This is a genomic window from Paenibacillus sp. FSL W7-1332 (assembly GCF_037969785.1).
Lineage (GTDB): Bacteria > Bacillota > Bacilli > Paenibacillales > Paenibacillaceae > Paenibacillus_AQ.
In genome coordinates this window covers 4,070,560-4,093,170 of record NZ_CP150209.1, presented here as the reverse complement: position 1 = coordinate 4,093,170, position 22,611 = coordinate 4,070,560, and the positions used below count along the sequence as shown (strand labels likewise).

General features: G+C 46.7%; 18 protein-coding genes. 15 read left to right on the top strand and 3 right to left on the bottom strand.

What is annotated here, in order from left to right; all coding sequences use genetic code 11:
• Positions 1-234 precede the first annotated feature (234 nt).
• The 3 genes from MKX98_RS18230 to MKX98_RS18220 all read left to right on the top strand — a co-directional run bounded on the left by MKX98_RS18230 (position 235) and on the right by MKX98_RS18220 (position 8,243).
• Positions 235-6,159, top strand: coding sequence for an S-layer homology domain-containing protein (locus MKX98_RS18230; RefSeq protein WP_339217613.1), 5,925 nt, complete (start codon positions 235-237; stop codon positions 6,157-6,159).
• A gap of 478 nt (positions 6,160-6,637) precedes the next feature.
• Complete coding sequence (locus MKX98_RS18225; protein ID WP_339217611.1) at positions 6,638-7,432, top strand: SDR family oxidoreductase; 795 nt, start codon at positions 6,638-6,640, stop codon at positions 7,430-7,432.
• Between the two features lie 223 nt (positions 7,433-7,655).
• Positions 7,656-8,243, top strand: a complete 588-nt coding sequence (locus tag MKX98_RS18220; RefSeq protein ID WP_259445238.1) for a dihydrofolate reductase family protein — start codon at positions 7,656-7,658, stop codon at positions 8,241-8,243.
• Here MKX98_RS18220 and MKX98_RS18215 read toward each other — a convergent pair.
• Positions 8,221-8,562, bottom strand: coding sequence for an MmcQ/YjbR family DNA-binding protein (locus MKX98_RS18215; RefSeq protein WP_220685016.1), 342 nt, complete (start codon positions 8,560-8,562; stop codon positions 8,221-8,223). The two genes, MKX98_RS18220 and MKX98_RS18215, sit on opposite strands and share 23 nt — an antisense overlap.
• Before the next feature lie 319 nt (positions 8,563-8,881).
• Here MKX98_RS18215 and MKX98_RS18210 point away from each other — a divergent pair, with 319 nt between their 5' ends.
• The 5 genes from MKX98_RS18210 (at position 8,882) to MKX98_RS18190 (ending at position 12,934) form a co-directional block, all read left to right on the top strand.
• Entirely contained in the window at positions 8,882-9,565 is a 684-nt protein-coding gene (locus MKX98_RS18210; protein ID WP_339224507.1) for a DUF6273 domain-containing protein, read from the top strand.
• 122 nt (positions 9,566-9,687) lie between these two features.
• Positions 9,688-10,878, top strand: a complete 1,191-nt coding sequence (locus tag MKX98_RS18205) for an FAD-dependent oxidoreductase (protein ID WP_339224505.1) — start codon at positions 9,688-9,690, stop codon at positions 10,876-10,878.
• A 45-nt stretch (positions 10,879-10,923) separates the two neighbouring features.
• Entirely contained in the window at positions 10,924-11,775 is an 852-nt protein-coding gene (gene sigJ, locus MKX98_RS18200; RefSeq protein WP_339217606.1) for an RNA polymerase sigma factor SigJ, read from the top strand.
• A gap of 157 nt (positions 11,776-11,932) precedes the next feature.
• Complete coding sequence (locus tag MKX98_RS18195; RefSeq protein ID WP_339217604.1) at positions 11,933-12,385, top strand: MarR family transcriptional regulator; 453 nt, start codon at positions 11,933-11,935, stop codon at positions 12,383-12,385.
• A 24-nt stretch (positions 12,386-12,409) separates the two neighbouring features.
• Complete coding sequence (locus MKX98_RS18190; RefSeq protein ID WP_339217602.1) at positions 12,410-12,934, top strand: N-acetyltransferase; 525 nt, start codon at positions 12,410-12,412, stop codon at positions 12,932-12,934.
• Positions 12,935-13,081: 147 nt separating this feature from the next.
• Here MKX98_RS18190 and MKX98_RS18185 read toward each other — a convergent pair whose 3' ends face one another.
• Positions 13,082-13,828, bottom strand: coding sequence for an EcsC family protein (locus tag MKX98_RS18185; RefSeq protein ID WP_194543007.1), 747 nt, complete (start codon positions 13,826-13,828; stop codon positions 13,082-13,084).
• Between the two features lie 272 nt (positions 13,829-14,100).
• Here MKX98_RS18185 and MKX98_RS18180 point away from each other — a divergent pair, with 272 nt between their 5' ends.
• From MKX98_RS18180 to MKX98_RS18170, 3 genes are all read left to right on the top strand, one after another.
• Positions 14,101-14,355: a hypothetical protein gene (locus tag MKX98_RS18180; protein WP_071218935.1), complete on the top strand. Its 255-nt coding sequence runs from the start codon at positions 14,101-14,103 to the stop codon at positions 14,353-14,355.
• Positions 14,352-15,494: a DNA polymerase III subunit beta gene (gene dnaN, locus MKX98_RS18175; protein ID WP_220685021.1), complete on the top strand. Its 1,143-nt coding sequence runs from the start codon at positions 14,352-14,354 to the stop codon at positions 15,492-15,494. The genes MKX98_RS18180 and dnaN overlap by 4 nt, the downstream gene beginning before the upstream one ends.
• A gap of 83 nt (positions 15,495-15,577) precedes the next feature.
• Positions 15,578-16,519 (top strand): hypothetical protein, encoded by a 942-nt coding sequence (locus tag MKX98_RS18170; protein WP_339217597.1) that lies wholly within the window; start codon positions 15,578-15,580, stop codon positions 16,517-16,519.
• Positions 16,520-16,544: 25 nt separating this feature from the next.
• On the opposite strand, the gene MKX98_RS18165 is transcribed toward MKX98_RS18170, so the two are convergent.
• The gene (locus MKX98_RS18165) at positions 16,545-17,507 is read right to left on the bottom strand and encodes an HTH domain-containing protein (RefSeq protein ID WP_194543004.1); all 963 of its coding nucleotides are present in this window, start codon (positions 17,505-17,507) and stop codon (positions 16,545-16,547) included.
• A 112-nt stretch (positions 17,508-17,619) separates the two neighbouring features.
• On the opposite strand from MKX98_RS18165, the gene MKX98_RS18160 reads away from it, so the two are divergent.
• The 4 genes from MKX98_RS18160 to MKX98_RS18145 all read left to right on the top strand — a co-directional run bounded on the left by MKX98_RS18160 (position 17,620) and on the right by MKX98_RS18145 (position 22,482).
• Positions 17,620-18,099 carry a GyrI-like domain-containing protein gene (locus tag MKX98_RS18160; RefSeq protein WP_339224503.1) on the top strand — a complete coding sequence of 160 codons (480 nt, stop codon included), beginning with the start codon at positions 17,620-17,622 and terminating at the stop codon, positions 18,097-18,099.
• A 76-nt stretch (positions 18,100-18,175) separates the two neighbouring features.
• On the top strand, positions 18,176-18,640 hold the full coding sequence (locus tag MKX98_RS18155) for a phage tail protein (RefSeq protein ID WP_194543003.1): 465 nt from the start codon (positions 18,176-18,178) through the stop codon (positions 18,638-18,640).
• Positions 18,641-19,148: 508 nt separating this feature from the next.
• The gene (ppsA, locus tag MKX98_RS18150) at positions 19,149-21,806 is read left to right on the top strand and encodes a phosphoenolpyruvate synthase (protein ID WP_339217594.1); all 2,658 of its coding nucleotides are present in this window, start codon (positions 19,149-19,151) and stop codon (positions 21,804-21,806) included.
• A 256-nt stretch (positions 21,807-22,062) separates the two neighbouring features.
• Complete coding sequence (locus tag MKX98_RS18145; RefSeq protein ID WP_220685024.1) at positions 22,063-22,482, top strand: VOC family protein; 420 nt, start codon at positions 22,063-22,065, stop codon at positions 22,480-22,482.
• Positions 22,483-22,611: the final 129 nt, after the last annotated feature.

The following is a 22,611-nucleotide window of genomic DNA, read 5'->3' as shown; positions in this document are numbered from 1 at the left end:
ATTTCATTCACTCCTTCATCTGAAATATTTGTTCGAGCTCCGAACCATCGTATTATGGGTACGTTATGAACTCTTCATTCAGAAAAAGGATGGGTATAATGATGCTGCAATTTGTTTCCATGTATGATTAAACGTTCCCCTTACTTTCGTTTACGAAACATGCGATTTCGTTTGATATCCGCTTGACCTTTATGCTTTAGGATTTTAGAGGATAAAAGCATAAAGGAGGAGCACATGAAGCGAAAATGGATCGCCGGCTTATTATCCGGCATACTGATCGGCAGCAGCTTATTTGAGCTTGCACTTGCAAGTACCCCGGCCTATGCTGCGCCATCGGGAGCGATGCCCGTATTTATCTCGGAAGTGTATCCCGATGACCGGTCGAATCAGCAAACAATCGAGGGCGCGGGCGGGGCCGATCTGTTCGAATATGTTGAGCTTTATAATCATTCGGGAGCACCGATCTCGTTTAATGACGAGTTCAACATTCGTTACGACTATAATACGGGCGTGAAGACGTTGACGGTGACGGACACGGTCTACGGCAATCCGGATGGGGTGGTCATCCCGGCAGACAGCCCGGCTGTGCTCTGGGTGGAACGGACAAGCTCGTCCATTACCGGGGCGGCCGCCGCATTGACCGAATCCGATTTTCGTCAGTATCACTCGGTTCCCGGCCATGTGCCGGTATTCAAGCTTCGGGGACAGGACGGCCTCAACAACACGGACCGGGGCTTATACATAACCCGAAAAGGCGATGACGCCGCCGTGATCAGCGGCTTCTATTATACCGCCGAGGATGTCGGCGACGGCAAGAGCGTGCATCTTCAGCCGCCTGCCGGCGGTACAGGAATGATTCCTTACGCCCGGGAAGCTGCGCCTTCCGCCGGAATCATCGATCCGGGGCAGCTATCGCCGCCTGACAATCGTGTACCTGATATCAGTCACACGCCGGTTACTTCGGCCGATCGGACGCAGCCGCTGACCGTAAGCTCAAGTGTCTATGACGCAGACGGCGATGCGCTAAAAGTAAAGCTGTATTACAAAACGGCCGTCAGCAGCCCCTACAGCATGATCGACATGGTCGGTCGCGGCAGTGATCAATTTGATGCGGTCATTCCGGCCGATCAGTTGATCGGGGAGAAGCTGCAGTATTATATCGAGGCAGCGGATGGAATTCAGCAGGCGAGATCCGCCGATTATGAAACGGCTTTAACCGGAGGAGCTGCCGGCGGGACCGTTCCGCGCATCCTGATTACTGAACTTCTGCCGAATCCGGCCGGGGATTACCGGTGGGGAAGCGGCAACCAGTACGAATACGTTGAAATCTACAATAATTCGAATCAGGTATTGGACCTTAAGGATTATACGCTCTGGTATCTGTACCCGAGTCAGACGGCACCTAAGAGTTGGATGATCCCGGATCATACCGCAATCGAGCCTTACAGCTCGGCCGTCATCTGGTTCGCGAAGGAAGCCGTGGCCAACGGCAAAGGATACACAACGACGGCCGACTTCAACCTGCACTTTAACAGCACACTGAACGATAACGACATTATTTTCTACGATAATTCGAAAGCTTCGGATTTCAATCTTCCGAATTCCCTGCATCGCGGGCTTGCTCTGTCCGCGCCGGGACAAGCCCATTCGTACATCGTACAGGCCTGGTATGATCCCAGCACGCCGGACAGCCCGGACAGGCTGGTCAACGACGTACGTAATGCAGTCGTTCGATATGCCTATCCGGATGCAGGGACGACCATGAGAAGATTGGATAACCGGATGTACGCCAATCCCGGCAGCATTGATCCGGGGCAGGTGCCGCCGGTAACAGGCGTCGACATGATAGCCCCGACGCTCGAGCATGAGCAGACCGCCTATAATTTGGGCAAGGGTCAGCCATATGCAGTTACCGTCACTAGCGACGAGTCACTTGCTTCCGCCGAGGTGTTGATTGGAGCAGCCTCCGAGGAGCCAACGGCTTTTACGGATAAACATGCGCTGACGCTTGCGTCCCAGGATAATGGACGTTATGTCTACCAAGGCTCGATCACGCTGAATGAAATCGGAGCCTATCGTTATATCATCGATGCAGTCGACGGAAACGGCAACCGCACGCGGGTCCCATATAACTCCAGAGGCGGGCTTCTGACAGTTAACGAAGAAAGCACGGGGACGGAGCTGCCGGATCCGGGGTTATCCTTAGCCAAAGGGAGCATGCTGAGCGGGAAGGCATCCTTCTACGCTTACGGCTCCCGCGCCGAGGACGATATCGAAGTTCGCTTCGACGGCAATCCGCTGCCGCTTCGCAAGGCGCTGTCGGGCAAGGTAAAGCTGGGCATGCAGACCCGGGGGATCGATCAGATCTATCAAGCGTCGGCAAGCGCACTCAATGCAAGCGGAGAGACGGAATTTTTCGGGCGCATACTGCCCAAATATATCGACGGCGCATGGTCGATGTTCGATATGGCTCCCGACCTCTTCGTGACCGGAACGACTGTTTCCGTCCATACCGGGAATGAGAATGCGCCGTATCAACTCAAAGATCACGACAAGGTATTCGGCAAGAACAATCATGACGATTTCGAAGTGATGAATCTCCATCTCGTGCTCCCGGACGGTTCGGTAGTCAAACCGGATAAGGTGCTGAACTACCTGGGCAATCTCGGACAGTCGACCGTGAATTACCGGGAGGATACGTATTACGGTTTCGGAGATGCGGATTACGGCAGCAACCCGAACAAGCCGATGATCAGCGATTTCCATTTTCCGATTCCGGAGGACAAGTTCACGGCAAGATATGCTGAGCTCGACACCGCTTCCGTAAAGGATGGGGTGTATCCTCTAAGCATGTCAATGAACGGACAAGCCTTCCAGTCCATCGACGTGACTGTGGACAATACCGCTCCCGAGATTGAAGGAATATCGTATGGGGAAGGGCAGTTGTTGACCGACGCCATGCAGCTCAAAGGGGCGTTCACGCTGGATGTGGTCGCATCGGACCATCTAAGCGGCGTGACCGACATTACGGCGGAGCTTGATGGCGAGCCAATCTCACTTCCTTACGAAACGTCTTCCGCGCTGCTTGCACCGGGCGAGCATATTCTAAAAGTGACCGTACTCGACGGAGCAGGCAATTCGGCGGACATCTCCCGTAACTTCATAATTGAAGACGAGATACCTCTTCTTCCTGGCGAAGTTTCCCCAGCCGATTTCGCGGAGAACACAGGGTTGAATCCGAGCCTGAGAGCGCGACTCAGCGATCCGAGCGGGGACTCGATGGGCGTTCGCTTCTTGGAAGGGGATAAATACGATTTTGCACGTGAAGACGGGATCAAAGGCCATATCAACGTTGCAGACCGGGAGCCGCCGCTTGTACTGGCGCCGGACGGCGAAAAGGGAATCGGCAAGGAGGAGGCCGACAAAGTTGCTTACCCTGACGGGGAGTATCTTGTTACGGATACGGAATCCGGCTTCCCATATCATCGATTCGAAGTCCAACTGGACGAAGCATGGTCGGAACAGGATACGGTAGAGCTGCACTGGCAAGGACGTACGCTTTCTGGACGCATCGTGACGCTGTATGCATGGGATTATGAGACGGGCAAGTGGACCGCGCTAAAGTCGGCCACCGGTGATGAAGCCGAATCCGACATTACCCTGACAGCAGAAGTGGATCCTAAGCGTTACGTGCGAAACGACAAAATCCAGGCCATGGTTCAGGATGAAGTGAAGAGCGCGAATGCGCCGTTCAACATTTTGTGGTTTACGGACACGCAGTATTACGCGGAATCGTACCCGGACATATTCGATAAACTGGGCGATTGGATCGCAGAAGAATATAAGAAGGGCTTGTTCAGTTATGTGATCCATACCGGCGACATTGTGAACGTGGCTGACGACGAGAAGCAGTGGGTGGTAGCCGACCGCAACTTGAAGAAGCTGGATGAAGCGGGCGTACCGTATGGTGTACTCGCGGGCAATCACGACGTCATCATTGATGGTGTGGATTACTCCTACTACGGTAAGTATGTCGGGGCCGACCGGTATAAGAACAATCCTTGGTATGGCGGGGAAATGGATAACAACCGCAACCATTACGACCTCGTGTCGTTTGGAGGCCATGACTTTATTTTCCTGTATATCGGCTTTGGACTAGAGGACACGCCAGAGACGATCGCTTGGGCCAACGAGGCGCTGAAGAAGCATGCGGACCGCATTGCGATCGTCGGCATGCATGCATATCTGGAGAGCAACGGCACCTTGTCCAATATGGCGCAGAGCGTTTATGACCAGGTCATCGCGCCGAACAAAAACGTACAGCTGGTGCTAAGCGGACATTATCATGCTGCGAACCGGGTCGTGAAGACGGTGACGCATCCGGACGGATCGACAAGGCAGGTCATCGAAATGCTGGCGGACTATCAGGGAGGACCGAACGGAGGCAACGGGTATCTGCGCCTGCTGAAATTCGATCCAACCTCCGGTACGCTGGACGTGGATACGTATTCACCTTACTTAGACGATTATAATTTCTTTGATGATGCCATCGAGGATTTTACCGAGCCGTTTGCGTTCAGGGACATTCAAAAACGGGTGGCAACCGATTATTTTGCGGTTAACGTGTACAAAGATACACTGATTGGCGAGCAAAAGGACGTGAAGTCCGGGGAAATCGCCTCTACCGTATGGAATGGACGCGAAGCCGGTGAGACGTATTACTGGTATATGGATATTACCGACGAATTCGGCGCCAAGCAGCTTAGCCCAATCTATCGCTTTACGACCTCGAAGAAAACGTCTCCTCCGGGCGGCGGGAACGACGGAGGCGGAAACAATGGGGGCGGCGGCAACAACGGAAATAACGGAAATAACGGCAACAATGGCAACAACGGAAACAACGGCAATAACGGAGGCAGCAGTAATCATCCGGGTCAAAGCAAGCCAGGAGGAACGCCGCCGACCACCGGACCTTCCAGACCGGGAATGATTACGGCGAAAGTTGCCATCAATGGTCAGAGGGCTCAGGCAGCGATCAGCGAAGCAGAGCTCAGCCGTGCCTTCGACAGCGTCGCAGCAAACGCGCGCGGAATCAAGACCGTGACAATTCAACTGGACGAAAGTGCCCAGTCGTTCAACGGCGAAATCGTCATCCAGGTTCCGTCAGCTTACTTGAACCGCAATCACGTGCGGGAACGGATTGAGATTGCTACTCCGCAGGCAACTATGAAGCTGCCATCCAATATGCTGAACCGTCTGCCGGAAGCAGGGCAGTTGACGAGCCTCGTAATTCGACCGGGTAAGCGAAGCGGGCTTTCCGTGGAACAACTTAACGGAATCGGGAACAGACCGGTCGTCGAATTGCTGCTGCAAATCGATGGTAAGACGGTGGAGTGGCCAGGAAGCGGCACCCCTGTAGCGGTATCGCTCCATTATGGAGTCAAGGCTGACGAACGAGCGGATCAGCTGGTCGCGTGGGAAGTCGATGCGATGGGCTCCGTATCTGCTGTGCTGAACGGATATTACAATGCCGATACTCGTACCTTGACTTTCGAGACGGACAAGCTTGGCACGTATGCAGTCGCGTATAAGCAAGTATCCTATCGGGATGTAGACCCTGGGAGCTGGTATGCAGATGCTATACATTTCCTCTCTGCCCGTGACATTGTTAAGGGCACAGGGGGAGGTCGGTATCTCCCGCAGAAGGAGATCAGCCGGGCCGATTTCCTGGTCATGGCGATGAACGCCTTCGGCATCAAACCGGAGAATACAGATGATGACAGTAATTTTGCCGACGCGGGTAGCCGGTACTATACACCGTATTTATCCGCAGCGAAGAAGCTGGGACTGGTCCATGGAACGGGAGATAACCGGTTCAGACCGGAGGACTCGATCACGCGTCAGGATATGGTCGTCATGCTCCATGCGATCATGGAATCGGCCGGTAGCGAGTTGCCGGGCGGAGATGATAACATCGAACGCTATACCGATGCGAAAGACGTATCCGGTTATGCGAAGGAAGCGATGGACTTCATGCTGGATGCCGAATTGATTCAAGGCACAGGTGGAGGCAAGCTGTCACCGAAGTCCGTTACCGATCGGGCAATGGCAGCAGAGCTGATGTACAACTACCTGGTCAAAAGCCGGGAAGCTTCTTAAGAATTAGATTAAAGACGAGTTAGTATCATGTTCATGGATTATCGTAGTTAGAGCGGGAGGAGCCTCCCGCTCTTTTTGTTGCCGTTCGGTTGCGGCTGTGATTTCAGGCTGTTGTTAAACTAACTGTCAGATACGTTCAATTAAGGTACTATACTTTGGATATCTTCCTTGACTTGTTCTGGTTATATTTTGTAATCTGTTTTTGGAGATGAAGGAAAGGGGACTCGTATTCCAATGTGGACTTCCTTGTAATGGTTTGATTGTAGGTGATCGCGTGATTCGACCTTGGCTAATTGCCATAGGTTTGGTGAATCATGCCATCCTCAACCATTTCGAGGGATGCGAGAGACCGTTTATTTCATCCGCTGCGCGAATACTTGATGTATCCGCTTTTTTTGGTTAAGGCAGCGGAAGCAATTCATCTCCCATGATGAACGATTCTCTTGTCTTCTCTTAACCGTAGGAGGTATTTCTAATCATGAAGAGACTGCAAGGGAAAATTGCCATCGTAACTGGCGTAAGCCGTCCGGGGGGAATCGGAGCCGCGATATGCCGGACATTGGCTCGCGAAGGTGCCGATTTATTCTACACTCATCTATATGACTATGATAAAACAATATATCCAAATGACGCAGACAAGAGTTGGCCAAATTTATTTGCCGACGAACTTCGCCAGTTGGGCGTTCAAGCCGCACATATGAATTTGGACTTAGCCGATTCCGGTTCGGCTGTCAAACTGCTGCAAGAAGTCCGAACTACGATCGGTCTTCCGACAATCCTTGTCAATAATGCTACGTATAGCGTCGATGCCGATTTTCGTCAATTAAATGAAGCTCTTATCGATGCCCATTGTGCTGTAAACATTAGAGGGACTTTCATGCTATGTGCCGAATTCGCTCGTATGCTTGAGTCAGAGCAACGTGCACATAACGACGGGTTACCCGGCGGAAGAATCATTAATCTTACCTCTGGACAAGGAAAAGGCCCAATGCCCGGTAATCTCATCTATGCTGCAACGAAAGGAGCCATCTCCGTTTTTACCGAATCATTGGCTGCAGAGCTGGCTCCGCTTCATATCACTGTGAACGCTATCGATCCCGGTCCTACCGATTCGGGCTGGATGTCCGAAGAGGTGAAAACAGCCCTGCTTCCGAGATTTCCGATGGGGAGGATTGGTCTTCCCGAAGATGCGGCCCGTCTGATCGCTTTTCTAGCAAGTGAAGATTCACAATGGATTACCGGACAAATTATTCATTCCAGAGGCGGTTTCTAAAGTGGATTTACTTTACCGTCTAGCATTGTAACGTACGAGTTACGAGCTGTCATTGTATTATCAGAGAACCAAAGTTTAATCATGACAGAAGAAGGCAGCCGATCATTATGATCGGTTGTCTTTTTTAAGCTAACGGCAGATAAAATACATTTATGATATAAGACATAAGATGACATAATTATAATTTACACTGAGTGATATATCCCGAAAGGAGCTACAAATCGTGAAACGTAAAATCATTTTAGATTTAGCCGTTACGTTGGATGGTTTTATTGAAGGGAAGAATGGGGAAGTAGATTGGTGCATTATGGACCCTGAGATGGGGTTTGCGGATTTTTTAAATCAAATCGATACGATAATGTATGGAAGAAAAAGTTATGATTTATGGGGGCGGTTCACGCCGGATATGGATCCGTCGGATGCTGAGCAAGAATTATGGTCAAACGTTCACAGTAAAGAAAAATATGTGTTCTCCAGGACGCAAACAGGGAGCGATCATAAAGCGACATACATCAATGATCATATCCTTGAAGAAGTAAATGCATTAAAGAATAAGCCGGGTAAAGACATCTGGTTATATGGGGGAGCAAGCCTTATTACAACCTTTATTCAGTTAGGGCTGGTTGATGAATTCAGATTATCGGTTCACCCTGTCATCCTGGGAGAAGGAAAACCGTTGTTTATGGATATCAAGCAAAGGTTGAATTTAAAGATGGTGAATACAAAAACGTTCTCCTCCGGGGTCGTGCAGCTCATTTATCATTTGGATAGGAATGCAGTTAACGATGTTAACCTCGAGAAGACGCCTTAGTTAAAACATAGCTTTGTTTGATCATTTCACGGATTTCTTCTTCAGGTACGGTGCCGTCAAGAATAATCGAATTCCAATGGTCTTTATTAAGATGAAAGGCCGGGACTACTGCAGTGTATGCCTGCCGTAAGAACTCCATCATGCCGGATTCACACTTTACATTGATCCAAATATGATCCTCTTTTTCAAAAATCCACGCAAAAACTTTATTTGTATCTTTATGTCGAACCACGGTCCAATTTTTATCACGAAATGGTTGATCCTCATACGAATGGTCCAAGCTCAAGCAGTAATCGATGGCTTCCTGTCTACTTCTCATCCCTAACTCCTCCAACCTATAACATATAAAAATGCCGTAAGTTTAACGGCATTTTTGTGCTCTCCTAATCAACATCAAGCGTAGGACTACGTATACCATAACAAATAGGATTGTCGGAGGACAAGCCATAACTGAGGTGGAATTCATGGGCATCAAACAAATTCAACGCCCACAAGCCTTAGAAACAAACATTAAAGTACCTAGCTAAGCTATTATAAATTGAAATGGGAAGGATCAAGGGTGTGCCGACTTTAACTTAGCACTTGCATCCATGTTGTACAATCCAACTAGATACGTAAAGGAGGAGATCTTTTTGAGAATGGATCATTTTGCTTCCACCCCGTCCCGAAGCGCAAAGGCTGGCGGCTTCATTACCTTCGGCACTTACCCGCAGTCTTCTGACGGTGCAGACAATTCCCCGATCCTGTGGAGGGTGCTGCAAAATTCAGGAAGAGAGCTGTTCCTGTTGAGCGAGTACATTTTGGACTGCAGGCGGTATCACGGCGAAAGCGTGGATACGAAGTGGCGTGATAGCGTGGATATTACGTGGCATGATTGTGATTTGCGCAAGTGGCTGAACGATGAATTCTACAACACCGCATTTAATGCGACAGAAAAAAAATTCATAAAGACGTCGCATTGTTCGGACAACGGAGATGGCAGCCCGGATACGGAGGATAAAGTTTTTTTGCTTAGCGTTACAGAGATCAAGGAGTTATCGGAGATTCACGGAAAGGAGTTACGGCGTGCCGTTGGAACGGATTTTGCCAAATCGAAAAAATACGATGGATGCAGCTTATATGTATACGATAAAACAAACCAGGATAACTACATCATCAGAAACGGCGAAGAAGTCGGCTGTTCCTGGTGGTGGCTGCGAACACAAGGAAACAAGCCTTCGCGTGCGTTTTTTGTCGGTCCAAGCTGCAGTATTCGCAGCTATGCGAATGTCAGTCTCTCCCGTGACGGCGTTCGTCCCGCTTTAAAACTTACTCTGAAATAGAACGGGGCTTTCCCAGATTGGGGAGGCGCTCTAACCCGGATCTTAAAGAATCGCCGTCGGAAATGTCACAAATCAGCCCCCTATATTGTTTTATGTGCAAAATGCAAAGGAGCTGAGGAATGATGAACGACTTGACATGCATCATTATTGGAGGCGGCCATGCAGGGCTTTCAGCGCTTAAAGCGATAAAAGAAACAACCCGGAACATGACGAATGGACGGCGGATTCGGTTTGTTCTGTTTGACAAGCAGCCCGGTCATGTGCGCAAAATACTGTTGTTCCGTCCGGCCGTAGGTGAGGAAGTGATTATGATTCCTTGGACGCATTATAGTTTTTCAGAAGGAGTCGAATTCGTGCAAGGAACGGTTACGTCCGTGGATAGCGGGGGGAAGCAGATTCAATATAAGGATGCGCATGGAGATGAGGCCTGGATTCCTTATGATCTTTTAGTTGTAGCGGTCGGTAGCGTCGTTCGGCGCCCTGATCCTGATCGGGGAGGCATTTCTTTAACCGATCAGCAAACCGCAGCAGTCATCCGGGAACGCTGGCGCGCCAATCTACGGCAAGCTGTTCACGAGACAGATGTTAAGGAACGTAAGCGACTGATGAGCGTCGCAGTTGCGGGAGCGGGTATCAGTGGCATTGAGACATCGGCTGAGCTGGCGCTAGAGATGCAGAAGGAAGCAGCTTTACTGGGACTTCATTCGTCCGAAGTCGCTGTCTATTTACTGAATGCGCAGGAGCGGTTATTCCCAGAAGCACCCGAGAAAGTGGGACATAAGCTGGAATTGACGCTTAACAAATGCGGAGTGACCGTGCTTCATAATCGTAAGGCGCTAAGAGAGGAAGCAGGCGTGGTGACGGTCAGCAATGGTGATCGTCTGCCGGTTGGCCTATGTATATGGACGATTGGTCTGATTCCGAATCCGGACCTTCGCAGTATGGGCTTGCCGCTTACTCCGGACGGTCAAGTTCTAGTGGATGGATCCTATCGCGTGCAAGGGGCAACGGGTGTATACAGCATCGGCGACTGTACGAGAATCGTCGATCCGAGAAACGACATCGCAGATCAAATGACGTGCAAAGAAGGCGGCCTACAGGGAGAACGATTGGGGAAAATCGTTATGGCCGATTTGGAGGGACGCCCCGCTCCGGTTCACAAGAAGGTTCCCTTAGATTTTTTCTGCATTGGACTTGGGAAAAACCGCGGGTTGGTGTGGGGACGCAAAAGGGGGGTCAACCTGATTATAACCGGAAAACTTGCATGGAAATTCAGGAATATTGCATGGAAAGCAGGCAGTAAACTTCTATAGAAAGAAGAGATCTAGCTTGCAGATAAGAGAAGGTGAGAAGACGAAGTGGAAGAACTGTACGATCAATATAAAGCGCTCCTATTCACGCTGGCCTATCAATTAACAGGCTCTGTGGCAGATGCGGAAGATGCGGTGCAGGACGTGTTTGTTAAGGCGCACGACGTACATCCCGAGCGTTTGGAGGAGCCGAAGGCATATTTGTGCAGAATGGTAACCAACCACTGCCTTAATCAGCAAAAATCAGCACGGAAGAGACGCGAAATTTACGTTGGTCCCTGGCTCCCTGAACCGATTCGGACGCCTGAGGCGGATACCATCGAAACAACCGTTGTCCGCTTCGATCTGCTATCTTACGCCATGCTCGTACTGCTCGAGCGGCTGTCCCCGACAGAGCGGGCGGTTTTCGTTTTGCGTGAAGCACTTGGCTTCGAATATGCAGAAATTGCCGATCTGATCGGGAAGCGAGAGGCGAATTGCCGGAAGATGATGAGTCGGGCAAGAAGCAAGATGGGGGTTTCCGAGAAGGAGCCCGTAAAGAACGACGCAGATGAAAAGGAATGGATAAACCGTTTCCTCGTGTCCCTCGATCAAGGGAATATCGATCATTTGTTGTCTCTGCTTACCGAAGACGTCATGTTCGTTGCCGACGGAGGCGGCAAAGCCCTGGCGTACAAGCGCCCCATACAAACGCGCGATTATGTGGCCCGAGTCTTGCTCGACGGGTTCCAAAGCATACAGGGGAAACTTCACCTCGAGCCCGCACCTCTTAACGGTGAGACCGGCTTCGTCATCCGTTCGGGGAACGAAATTTTGGCGGCGATATGCATACAACTCCGGCACGGAAAGCTTGCCAGAATGTATGCCGTACGGAACCCGGATAAGCTTGCTCGGGTTTAGGTCCTTGAATGCAGCTTCAATCTAATGACCATTTCGATGAATCAGGACATTTCATTGAAGTGGTCATTTGTTTTATTGCAAATACAACATTGTTATATTAAAATAAACATACGTTTTATTGCATTTACAATATAAATGAAAACGAGGGAGTCAATGTATGAAAGGAATTCTTCGTGAAATTGGAATGATCGCAAGGGCATTAGATTCGATAAGCAATATTGAATTTAAAGAATATGACCTGACGAAAGGACAGTATCTGTACCTTGTGCGAGTATGTGAAAACCCAGGAATCATTCAAGAGAAGTTAGCTGAGATGATAAAAGTAGATCGAACAACTGCAGCCCGTGCTATCAAAAAGCTTGAACTTCATGGCTTTATTGAGAAGAAAGAAGATCAACATAATAGAAAAATCAAAAAACTCTTTCCAACGGAGAAAGGAAAACATGTGTATCCTTTTATAAAAAGAGAACATGATTACTCCAATACGGTTGCATTAGAGGGATTTTCCGAAAGAGAAGCAGAAGTCATGTTTAATCTGCTACAAAGAGTCAGAAAGAACGTTGAAAAAGACTGGGAGTTTGTAAAAAAGGGCAATAAGAGATTGTATTGAATTACTAAATGGAGGATAAACCCATTGACTCTAAAAATAAGAAAGTGCACGTTAGAGGACTTATGCTTACTTCAAGACATTAGTGTTGAGACGTTTAATGAGACATTTAAAGGTCAAAATTCACCTGAAAATATGAAAGCCTATTTAGAAAGAGCATTTAACTTAAACCAATTAGAAAAAGAGATTTGCAATAGCTCTTCGGAGTTCTATTTTATTTATTCTAGTGGGGAAATCGCCGGGTATTTAAAGATCAACACCCATGATGCCCAAACTGAAATGATGGGCAATGATTCGCTTGAAATCGAGAGGATATATATTAAGGGCATATATCAAAAATTTGGGCTTGGCAAGTTCCTGCTGAATAAAGCCATGGAGATCGCGATGGAACGAAATAAAAAGAGGGTCTGGCTAGGCGTTTGGGAACGAAATGAAAATGCCATTGCTTTTTATAAGAATAGGGGGTTTGTTCAAACAGGAACCCATTCTTTCTATATGGGTGATGAAGAACAGAAGGACCTTATCATGACCAAAACATGCATAGAGCACTAAAAAGAATTTTAGCTAAAAACGGGTATTGGGTTCGTGATATCGGATGTGGGTTCAAGGCAAACCTAAAGGCAGCTAATCTGCGGATTAACTGCCTTTGTTTTTGTTCAAGCAACGTTCTTGGATATGCATATGGCGATATAGAGAGGATTAACCCAAATCCACGAAATCATCGTGCAATCTGCGGAGGCGATAAGCGTTCATGGCGGATTCGCGCAGCTCCTCGAGAATGGTGTAATTGGCCCACGCGCCCGCGACAGCGCCGATCCCAGGAACCATCTGCAGCATCTTCCGAAAGTCCATGGCGTCGCGATACTCGATCTGAAATGTCTCCCAGTCCATATTCTGGGCGTATTCTGCGTCAGAGAGCCATTGTTCCTTTTCCATATGCCAATGTTTGATGGAATGGAGCAACCTCGCACGGTTTTCCTGCCCTGAAAAGGTCATTTGAAATACCTTGAGAATGAACACCCGTTCGGAGAAGTGTTTGGTGTCGTAACCGTAAACATGGGCCAGCTCGAACAAAAATTTCATTTTGATCGCAATTAAAGCTGGAAAGTCTACCATGCTAAACATAATGCCGCCAGCACCCGTTCCAGCGCCTTCGGCAACCGCAATTTTCTGGTACAGGGCAAATAACTCTTTCGCTTCTTGATCGGCAGTCTCCAGTTCCAGCGTATGCTGAACCGGACGGCTAGGCGTATATTCCGCACCGAACAACGCTGTGCGCACGATCGATCGTATGGTGGTCGTAATAATGCTGTGCACCTTCGGGGGAATCAAATGATTGATTCGATTGCCAATGGTTTTCGATGTCTTTTCCAGCCATCCCGGCGGTTTGAACATTTTCTGTTCCCAGTCGGCAATTTCCCTTTGTACTTTATGTTCGTAATTCATGATCATTCGCTCCTCAAAAATACTTAGCTATATTGTAACGATTAACTCCGTGATTCGAAACAGACTGCGGAAGGGAGGGGACCTCGACTAAAGTCCAGTTTCACATTGATTTTATGATTTATCAAGGGTTATTCCTGATGATTTCGGTATCCAGCAGCTTGTTAGAAGACAACTATTTTGATATTTCTAATTGGCAGTAAATAGAAATCTATGATAAAATATGAATATGTATTATTGATTTAAGTAACTCAATTCAATGGGGTGACTTGGCAGTGGAGGATGAACAATTCAAGATCGGTCTTTCTAAAAAAGACGGTCAGCTCGGCTTCGTCTTTGATCGTGGAGGGCCTCGCGAGGGGGCAGGAAGAAAGGGAATCGGCATAACAAAGAAGATATCCTTGACTCTGACAAAAGATATTTGGGAAGAAATTGATCGTGAGTGTGAAGAACGAGCGATCTCTCGGTCTTCATTCTTTAGAAATATTATGGAGTCCTATTACGCCGCCGCTAATAAGAAAGACAGGTGAATAAGTTGTTAGTGCACATATCAAGGGATTTACTTGCTAAGGCTGTTCAACATGTCTATAAAGCTGTATCGAGTAATAGTCCGGTATCTAGATTGTCCGGGCTATACATACAAGCCGGAAGAGAAGGGGTATTTTTTAGTGGCAGTAATACAAGTCTTACGGTTCAATATAAGGTTTGTATAACGGATAGTAAAGTTCGTATCCTTAACAAGGGGAGTGTCGTCTGCCCAGGCAAGTACCTATTTGAGATCATTCGTAAATTAGAGGATGGGAATGTGACCTTGGAGGTCAATGAGCACCTTGTGCTAAGTATTAGTTCTGAGAACACACGAGTTTGCCTGAGTGGAATGTCTCCTATTGAATACCCTTTCATCCGGCCACCATATTATCATCAATCAGCTAATTACATAAATGTATCGTGCAACTTATTCATATCTGTGATTAACCAGGTAGCAGGAGCAGCTTCAACATCTGAGGCAAAGCCGATACTGACAGGAGTATCGCTGGAGATTCAAGGGAACCAGCTTAATTTGATTGCTACAGACGGGGTTATACGAATGGCTGCTTTATCAATCTGTATTGAGAACGAAGGAGGGGTCTATGGAAGCGTTGTAATACCTGGTGGAAATTTAATGGAGATAGCCAAAATACTGGCTGATGATGGCCTAACAAAGGTAACTATAGAGCTTAATCATCATGAGATCAGATTTATGACGCAGAATCTGCTTATTAATTCGGTGTTAATCGAAGGTATGTACCCTTCAACTAGAAATCTTGTTCCTGCTTCTCATGTTTCCGAGATTGTCCTTAACATCAAATCATTAAGACAAATGGTTGACCGCGTATCTGTATTGGCTGACTATCACTTAGTTACGATGCATGTAACAGAAAACAAATTGGAGCTTACATCCAGTACGCCCGAAATTGGTGACGTAAGTGATGTGCTGCTTTTGGAAGATAAGATCGGAGACAATTTTAGCATTACGATTAATGTGAAATATCTCATAAGTACGTTGCGGTGCATCGAGTCAGATAGTATCCGAGTACGGTTTGCTGGTCGAAAAAGTCCCATTGTATTGCTTCCAGCCTTGGAAGATAGAGCATGTCTGTTCTTGTTAAGTCCTGTCATGACAAGATAAACGATATAGTTAGGGGATGACTGGGGCAGTCAATCCGATGGGCGGTACATTACGATGCGAAGTCTAAAAAAAGGAGATACTAGATGGAAAATAATCAAACTATTCGTTTGGCCATTGAAGAATCTATTCAGTTTCTTGAATTTGCACCGCATTTTACGATGGCTCACGGCGAGTACACTCGTCGAAAATGGGATGGAGCTTGGTGGCATATGGCTGCTCTTTATGAAATGGGAGAAGTGAAACGAATCCCCCAGTCCGCTATTGAAAGAGCGATACACCTTCTCAAAACCCAGGTCTGGCCAACTTTTATTATATCCGCCGATGATCATCCAACAAGTGAAAGTGATAAGATGAAGTTGGATTGCTGCCATTGTGAACTTGCCGTATTCTATATGATTCTAATGGGGTATGGCTGTGATTTGGACAAGGAACTGCCTTGGATTCGTGAATGGCTCTTAAAGCATCAGCTTCCTGATGGCGGACTGAATTGCGATCCTGATGCTTATACTCATTCTAAAAAAAGCTCTATTGTCTCAACATTGCCTCCGCTTGAAGCTATCTTATGGCATACTGATCGGGAATTCACTGAACAGGAAGCTGTTTTCTTAGACGAAGGTGCACGTTATTTAATTGAGCATCGACTTGTTTGTTCTAAACAAAATGGGAATGTCATCGATACCGATTGGCTGAAACCTTGCTTTCCGAGGTTTTTTGAATATGATATATTGCGCGGCATGTCCTTCTTAGCAGAATGGTCTCGGCGTAGGAACAAACTGCTTCCGGTTGGGTTAATTCATGAAGGATTGGAACGCTTGAATACATCAATGGCAGCAGATGGTTTGCGAATCGGTAGACAAGTCTTTGATCCACAAGGCCCGTGGGGTGGGCAAACTTTTTCCTTGTTAGAAGCAACGGCCGGCATTGGTGTCGTTTCGCCTAATCTAACCAGACAATTGGATCGAGTAATCGAACGGCTGGGACCGGAATATACCTTACGATCAAAGACAATGGGAAGAGTACCTTAGTAGTGGATGTTTCCAAAGGCAAAACCTACGGACAGTAGTGGCTTAATCGTTCTTTTAAACCTGAAACGACTTCATCCGGTATTTCCCTGATCTTAATATCTCCACCTAGGAAAAGCAGCCAATTGGTCATTTCGGTTAATTCTTCCGAATGAAGAACATTGATAAATGTCTTTAAAGTGGCGGTGGTTTGGTATGGATTCGTATAAGAAATTGAAACTTTTAAAGGATGGTATTTTTTGAACTGAGCAATCGCCTTTGGGCCAAGATCAAGGACAAGATTGATGATCTCTTCCTGCTTACTTAGTTGCTCTAGAATCTTTTTCTTACTTATTCTTTTCTTCACGGGGTATGGTTGTACGTCGGTGAGATTGTCGACAGGAATAATCCGCCTCTTCCCATCCTCTAAGTCAAAACCTTCGATTTGCCATAGGCTTTTTTCACGATAAAGATGCAAGAGATAAATGGGATAAGACTTTATGATCTTCTCTTCCTTGACGGAAACCAATAGATACCGGTCCACCAGAAGGATCTGGATGAGTTTTTCTAACATCGGGTGGGGCAGGTCAGACAGATCAAGCAGGTCTGGATTATGAGGGTTAGTCCCTTCAAAAAGCAAAATTTGATTTAACAGAACAAGGTCATCTTGCTGGTTTTCCGAGATGAGACCTAGCAATTTTTCTGCTAAAGATTGACGACTCTTCAGATAAGGGAGTTGTTGATTTCTTGTGGCCATAAAGGCTATAAACAGAGCTTTAATTTCATTATCGGTAAAGCGGACTGTGGGCAGGACAGAGTTGTTCATGACAAAATAACCCCCATCCCTCCCAACTTCAGCGACAAGCGGCATCCCCATGGCTTCAATTTCTCTAATATCTCGAATCGCTGTCGAACGAGAAATGTTAAATTCCTGCATGATTTCAGAAATGGTAAAGTGGGCACGGTTGTTGATATACCGCATAATGATATTGATCCGTTCAACTTTTTTCATCGGTTCTCCTTTAAACAGTATCATTTTTTGACATGATTTAAGGTTATTATAAACCCATCAAGTGAAAAGACAAATCATTTGATAAAAATAAAAAAAGAGGTAGGGATTGAATATGACAAATTATACGCTTGAGGAAAAAGACAGCTTTATCGTTTTGGGAATTGGGACTGAGCTTCAGAGCGATTACACAGACTATGCTGGCATAAACAAGGAGAAGGCAGACTTTTGGGAAGCAGTGAAACAAGATGGAAGCCTTGATACGTTTAAGGCTGTTGCCGCAAATGACTACATTTTTGCCGTAAACGAAGCGGTGAATAACAAGATGATGTATTATGCTGGCGTCATGACAGAGACATCTCTACCCGAGGCAACTAGGGTTATTCAGTTTCCTAAAGGGGAATACCTCGTAGTAAAAGGGGAAGGGAACACGGCAGATGAGTTGAGTAATAAACTTACTGGCATTGCCTTCGGACAAGTCTTGCCGGAAGCTCAGAATTTTGCCTATGTAGGCGGGCCAAACGCAACGGTAGAGATGGGGCAGCGAGACGGGTTGGTATTTGGTGAGTTGTGGATCCCTGTTGTCAGGAAATGAGTGAATGTTTCGATGTAATCTTTGCTCGAAGTAGGTCCATGAACTAACGCTCACCAAACTTTTAGGAGGGATGAACATGTCCAATATCGTTGATTTTAAAACGGTGTCTACGGTGGGTTTAGAGTCTTCACCCGTAGTAGAAGCTCTTGCTGGTTTACGAGCGAATGAAGCCCGTTACTTTATGAACAAATATAAGCATGAATTCACCGTCGTACCAGCCGACGAAAGCCAGGAAACCCTCGACTATGTGAACCGGATTTTGAAAGAAGAACGTGATATCGAGTTTGCGGCCAACCCATTAGAAACATCTCGTTTCCAAGTGGAAAATATCAAATGGGCTTTCGTATTTTATGAGGATGGTCTTGCGGTCAATGTCATGTATACGATTGATGACCCGAAGAAGCGTGCCGTCGGTTTTAAGCTTTCTGAGGGGATGGAGGTACCGCAGGAGTTAGAAGGGAAGTTTAAATTTGCTAGGCAGAAGTCTAAACTAGCTGGAACCATTCGGGGTTCGTTCTTTGTCATAAAAGGGGAATACTGAAGTAAGCAAAAGCGCAAGTGGAGGATTCCAGCCAATTTTAATACATAAAAAGAGCAGCGATAATACGCAGCTCTTTTTATTTGCCTGAAACGTGCGACGAAAATGGGTGGCGCTAAGATTGCAAGCTGCGGCCAATGCATCGATTAGAATCAACCTCAGTAGTGCTGTGAGATGTACTCCACGTGCCGAGAAGCGCTTTTAGATCTAAGTAGCTAACATGCCAGCGGCTTACCTGACCTTTTAAACTTTGGGCAAGATGTAGCTGGGTCGGAAGAAGCGAGACATCTTAGCCTGATGACAAGAACAATAGTAGCGAAACTAAAAAAAGAACCTGGCAGTTTCATCAGATTCTTTTTTATTGCATATAAACAGACGCGATGATATAATCAGATCACGACTGAGATTTGATGTATGTACATAATTATCTTATCTTACAATCTAAGTGTATCATGCTGAGAAACTCTTGTCAAATGTTTTTTCTCAAATTAATGGTTAGGAGAGATGTTGAATGCGTTCGTTGGTTCTCGATTTTCAGGAAATGGACAAAAAGCAGCTTGGGCTCGTTGGCGGAAAAGGGCTCCACTTAGGGGAATTATCAAAAATTGCAGGAATACGAGTTCCCGAAGGATTTTGCGTGACAACCATAGGATATCAACGAGCCATCGAACAAAACGAAACGTATCAATCTATGCTCAATCGACTAACCATGCTATCAGCAGAGGATCGAGATCAAATTGTTGAAATTAGCAGGAAGATCAGACAAACCATCATGGAGTTAGAAATTCCATCCGATGTAGTGACAGCAGTAACTCGCTATCTCTCCAGGTTTGGCGAGGAACAGGCATATGCCGTTCGATCCAGTGCAACTGCTGAAGATTTACCGCATGCCTCTTTTGCGGGTCAACAAGACACCTATCTAAACATCATCGGCGTCGATGCCATCATGCAGCATATCAGCAAATGCTGGGCTTCCTTGTTTACAGATCGCGCGGTGATCTATCGTATGCAAAACGGATTTGACCATCGTCAAGTTTATTTATCCGTAGTCGTTCAAAGGATGGTTTTCCCAGAGGCTTCAGGGATATTATTCACCGCAGATCCGATGACTTCTAACCGAAATCTGCTATCCATCGATGCCGGTTTCGGACTTGGAGAAGCGCTGGTCTCTGGCTTGGTATCTGCCGATGGTTACAAAGTACGGGAAGGAGAAATCATCGAGAAGCGGATAGCCGCTAAAACATTGGCAATCTACGGACGAAAAGAAGGCGGAACAGAAACAAAGCAAATCGATCCCGATCAGCAAACGTCACAAACTCTTACGGATGAGCAAATTTTACAACTGGCACGCATCGGAAGACAGATTGAGGCTCATTTTGGCCAGCCCCAAGATATCGAATGGTGTTTGGCCCAGGATACCTTTTATATCGTTCAGAGTCGGCCAATCACGACTTTATATCCGATTCCTGAAGCGAGCGATCAAGAAAACCACGTCTATATCTCTGTTGGTCATCAACAAATGATGACGGATCCCATGAAACCACTGGGATTGTCTTTTTTCCTGCTAACGACTCCTGCACCCATGCGTACAGCCGGCGGAAGGTTGTTTGTTGATGTCACACATCATCTGGCATCACCTGAGAGCAGAGAATCTTTACTGAATGGCATGGGACAACACGATCCGCTCTTAAAAGACGCACTTATGACCATAATAGATCGAGATTTCATAAAACCATTACCAAACGATAAAAAAGAAACGAGTCCCAGTAAGAGCAATAAAGTTATGCCGCCTGCCGGTGCTCAACCACAATTCGAAAACGATCCGACAATCGTTTCTGATTTAATGAAACGCACTCAATCATCGATCGAAGTGTTGAAACAAACCATCCAAACGAAATCCGGATCCGATTTATTTGATTTTATATTGGAAGATATCCAGGAACTGAAGAAGATCTTATTTGACCCCCAAAGTTCGTCTGTGTTTATGGCTGCCATGAATGCTTCATCATGGATCAATGAAAAAATGAACGAGTGGTTAGGTGAAAAAAACGCTGCCGACACGCTTTCTCAATCTGTGCCCCATAATATTACTTCGGAAATGGGTTTAGCGCTGCTCGATGTCGCAGATGCAGTCCGTCCTCATCCGAAAGTCATTGATTACTTACAGCATGTCAAAGATGACAACTTTTTGGATGAACTGGTTAAGTTGGATGGTGGACAGGAATCCCTTTACGCGATCCTTGATTTTCTCGACAAATATGGCATGCGATGTGCGGGAGAAATTGATATCACCAGAACTCGTTGGAGTGAAAAACCAAGTACGCTTATCCCTTTGATCCTGGGCAACATCAAAAACTTTGAACCGAATGAAAGTGTTCGGAAGTTTGAGAATGGGCAACAGGAAGCTTTGAAAAAAGAAGAAGAACTATTAGAGCGATTGAAACAATTGCCGGATGGTGAACAAAAAGCCAAAGAAACCAAACGAAAGATCGACCTCATCCGGAATTTCATCGGCTACCGCGAATATCCCAAATACGGCATGGTGAGTCGGTACTTCGTTTATAAGCAGGCTTTGCTGAAAGAAGCTGAACGGCTCGTGCAAGCGGGCGTTATTCATGATAAGGAAGATATATATTATCTCACTTTTGAAGAGCTTTACGAGGTCGTACGCACAAATAAACTGGATAATCCGGGTTCCATGGTCGAGCAGCAAGCGAAGCTTGCGACCAGACAGATGATCAGCAAACGAAAAGACGAGTACAAAGTATATGAAAAATTAACGCCGCCGCGTCTCATCACATCGGAGGGTGAAATCATCACAGGGGCCTACAACCGAGAAAATCTTCCTGTCGGAGCAATTGCAGGTCTAGCCGTTTCCTCCGGCGTTATCGAGGGACGCGCACGCGTCATCTTAAACATGGAAGACGCCGATCTGGATGAGGGGGATATTTTAGTCACCTCCTTTACAGACCCTAGCTGGACGCCATTGTTCGTATCCATCAAAGGGCTGGTCACCGAAGTGGGCGGCCTGATGACCCATGGAGCCGTTATCGCGCGTGAATATGGCTTACCGGCCGTTGTCGGCGTGGAGAATGCTACCAAACGGATAAAGGACGGGCAGCGCATTCGCGTACATGGGTCCGAAGGCTATATTGAAATATTGTCATAGCTCAATACGACAAGTGGAGGCATTTGTCACAAGACCACAATCAACAATATGCAAAAGAAGTCGCGGAATCCGCGGCTTTTTTTCATTTTACGCTGGAAGCTGTAAACGTCCCGGCATTTTTTATATTTATGACAATAACTGTCACTATTATCAATCATAATAGGTTCAAAGCCTAAATGCGCTTAGGCATGTTAAATGAAGCTACAAGAGGAAGTAAGTAGAATCCAAAAAATGAAGCTAAAGGAGCTGTTTAGAAATGAAGTTACAATTCATTCCCTACATTATGCTGAACGGAAACGCCAATGAAGCGATTGCATTTTACGAAAAAGCATTGGATGCTAAAGTCTTGTCAAAGCAAACATTTGGACAGGCACCTGAGAGTATCCAGAACGCCATGCCGTCAGATGTAAAGGATAGAGTGGCTCACTCCGTCTTAAGGATCGGGGAAATTGAAATGTTTGTAGCCGATACGGAACCTGGTCAGCAAACGCAGCCGGGAGATCGGTTGAGCATTTGTATTACGACAAACGATATTGAAAAATCAGAACACTTTTATGAGGCTTTACAACAAGGAGGTCAAGTGATTACGCCACTGCAAGAAATGTATTTTAGCCCAGCTTACGCAATGGTTACGGATAAGTTCGGAATTACCTTTCAGATTTTCACTACAAGGTAACACAAATAAAGAGCTGGCCTGCTTTCAATCTTCCGGTACATGTCGGGGCGTAACATGGAGTAAGCGGCTATATAGAATTCTTAGAAGAGCCTGGTTCACCAGGCTTTTTTTTTAATGCAGATTTCGATA

Bases quoted from the DNA above. Each gene is read 5' to 3' on its own strand.
- MKX98_RS18230 (WP_339217613.1), top strand. From the start codon at position 235: ATGAAGCGAAAATGGATCGCCGGCTTATTATCCGGCATACTGATCGGC.
- MKX98_RS18225 (WP_339217611.1), top strand. From the start codon at position 6,638: ATGAAGAGACTGCAAGGGAAAATTGCCATCGTAACTGGCGTAAGCCGT.
- MKX98_RS18215 (WP_220685016.1), bottom strand. From the start codon at position 8,562: ATGAGAAGTAGACAGGAAGCCATCGATTACTGCTTGAGCTTGGACCAT.
- MKX98_RS18210 (WP_339224507.1), top strand. From the start codon at position 8,882: ATGGATCATTTTGCTTCCACCCCGTCCCGAAGCGCAAAGGCTGGCGGC.
- MKX98_RS18205 (WP_339224505.1), top strand. From the start codon at position 9,688: ATGAACGACTTGACATGCATCATTATTGGAGGCGGCCATGCAGGGCTT.
- MKX98_RS18195 (WP_339217604.1), top strand. From the start codon at position 11,933: ATGAAAGGAATTCTTCGTGAAATTGGAATGATCGCAAGGGCATTAGAT.
- MKX98_RS18185 (WP_194543007.1), bottom strand. From the start codon at position 13,828: ATGAATTACGAACATAAAGTACAAAGGGAAATTGCCGACTGGGAACAG.
- MKX98_RS18170 (WP_339217597.1), top strand. From the start codon at position 15,578: ATGGAAAATAATCAAACTATTCGTTTGGCCATTGAAGAATCTATTCAG.
- MKX98_RS18165 (WP_194543004.1), bottom strand. From the start codon at position 17,507: ATGAAAAAAGTTGAACGGATCAATATCATTATGCGGTATATCAACAAC.
- MKX98_RS18160 (WP_339224503.1), top strand. From the start codon at position 17,620: ATGACAAATTATACGCTTGAGGAAAAAGACAGCTTTATCGTTTTGGGA.
- MKX98_RS18155 (WP_194543003.1), top strand. From the start codon at position 18,176: ATGTCCAATATCGTTGATTTTAAAACGGTGTCTACGGTGGGTTTAGAG.
- ppsA (WP_339217594.1), top strand. From the start codon at position 19,149: ATGCGTTCGTTGGTTCTCGATTTTCAGGAAATGGACAAAAAGCAGCTT.
- MKX98_RS18145 (WP_220685024.1), top strand. From the start codon at position 22,063: ATGAAGTTACAATTCATTCCCTACATTATGCTGAACGGAAACGCCAAT.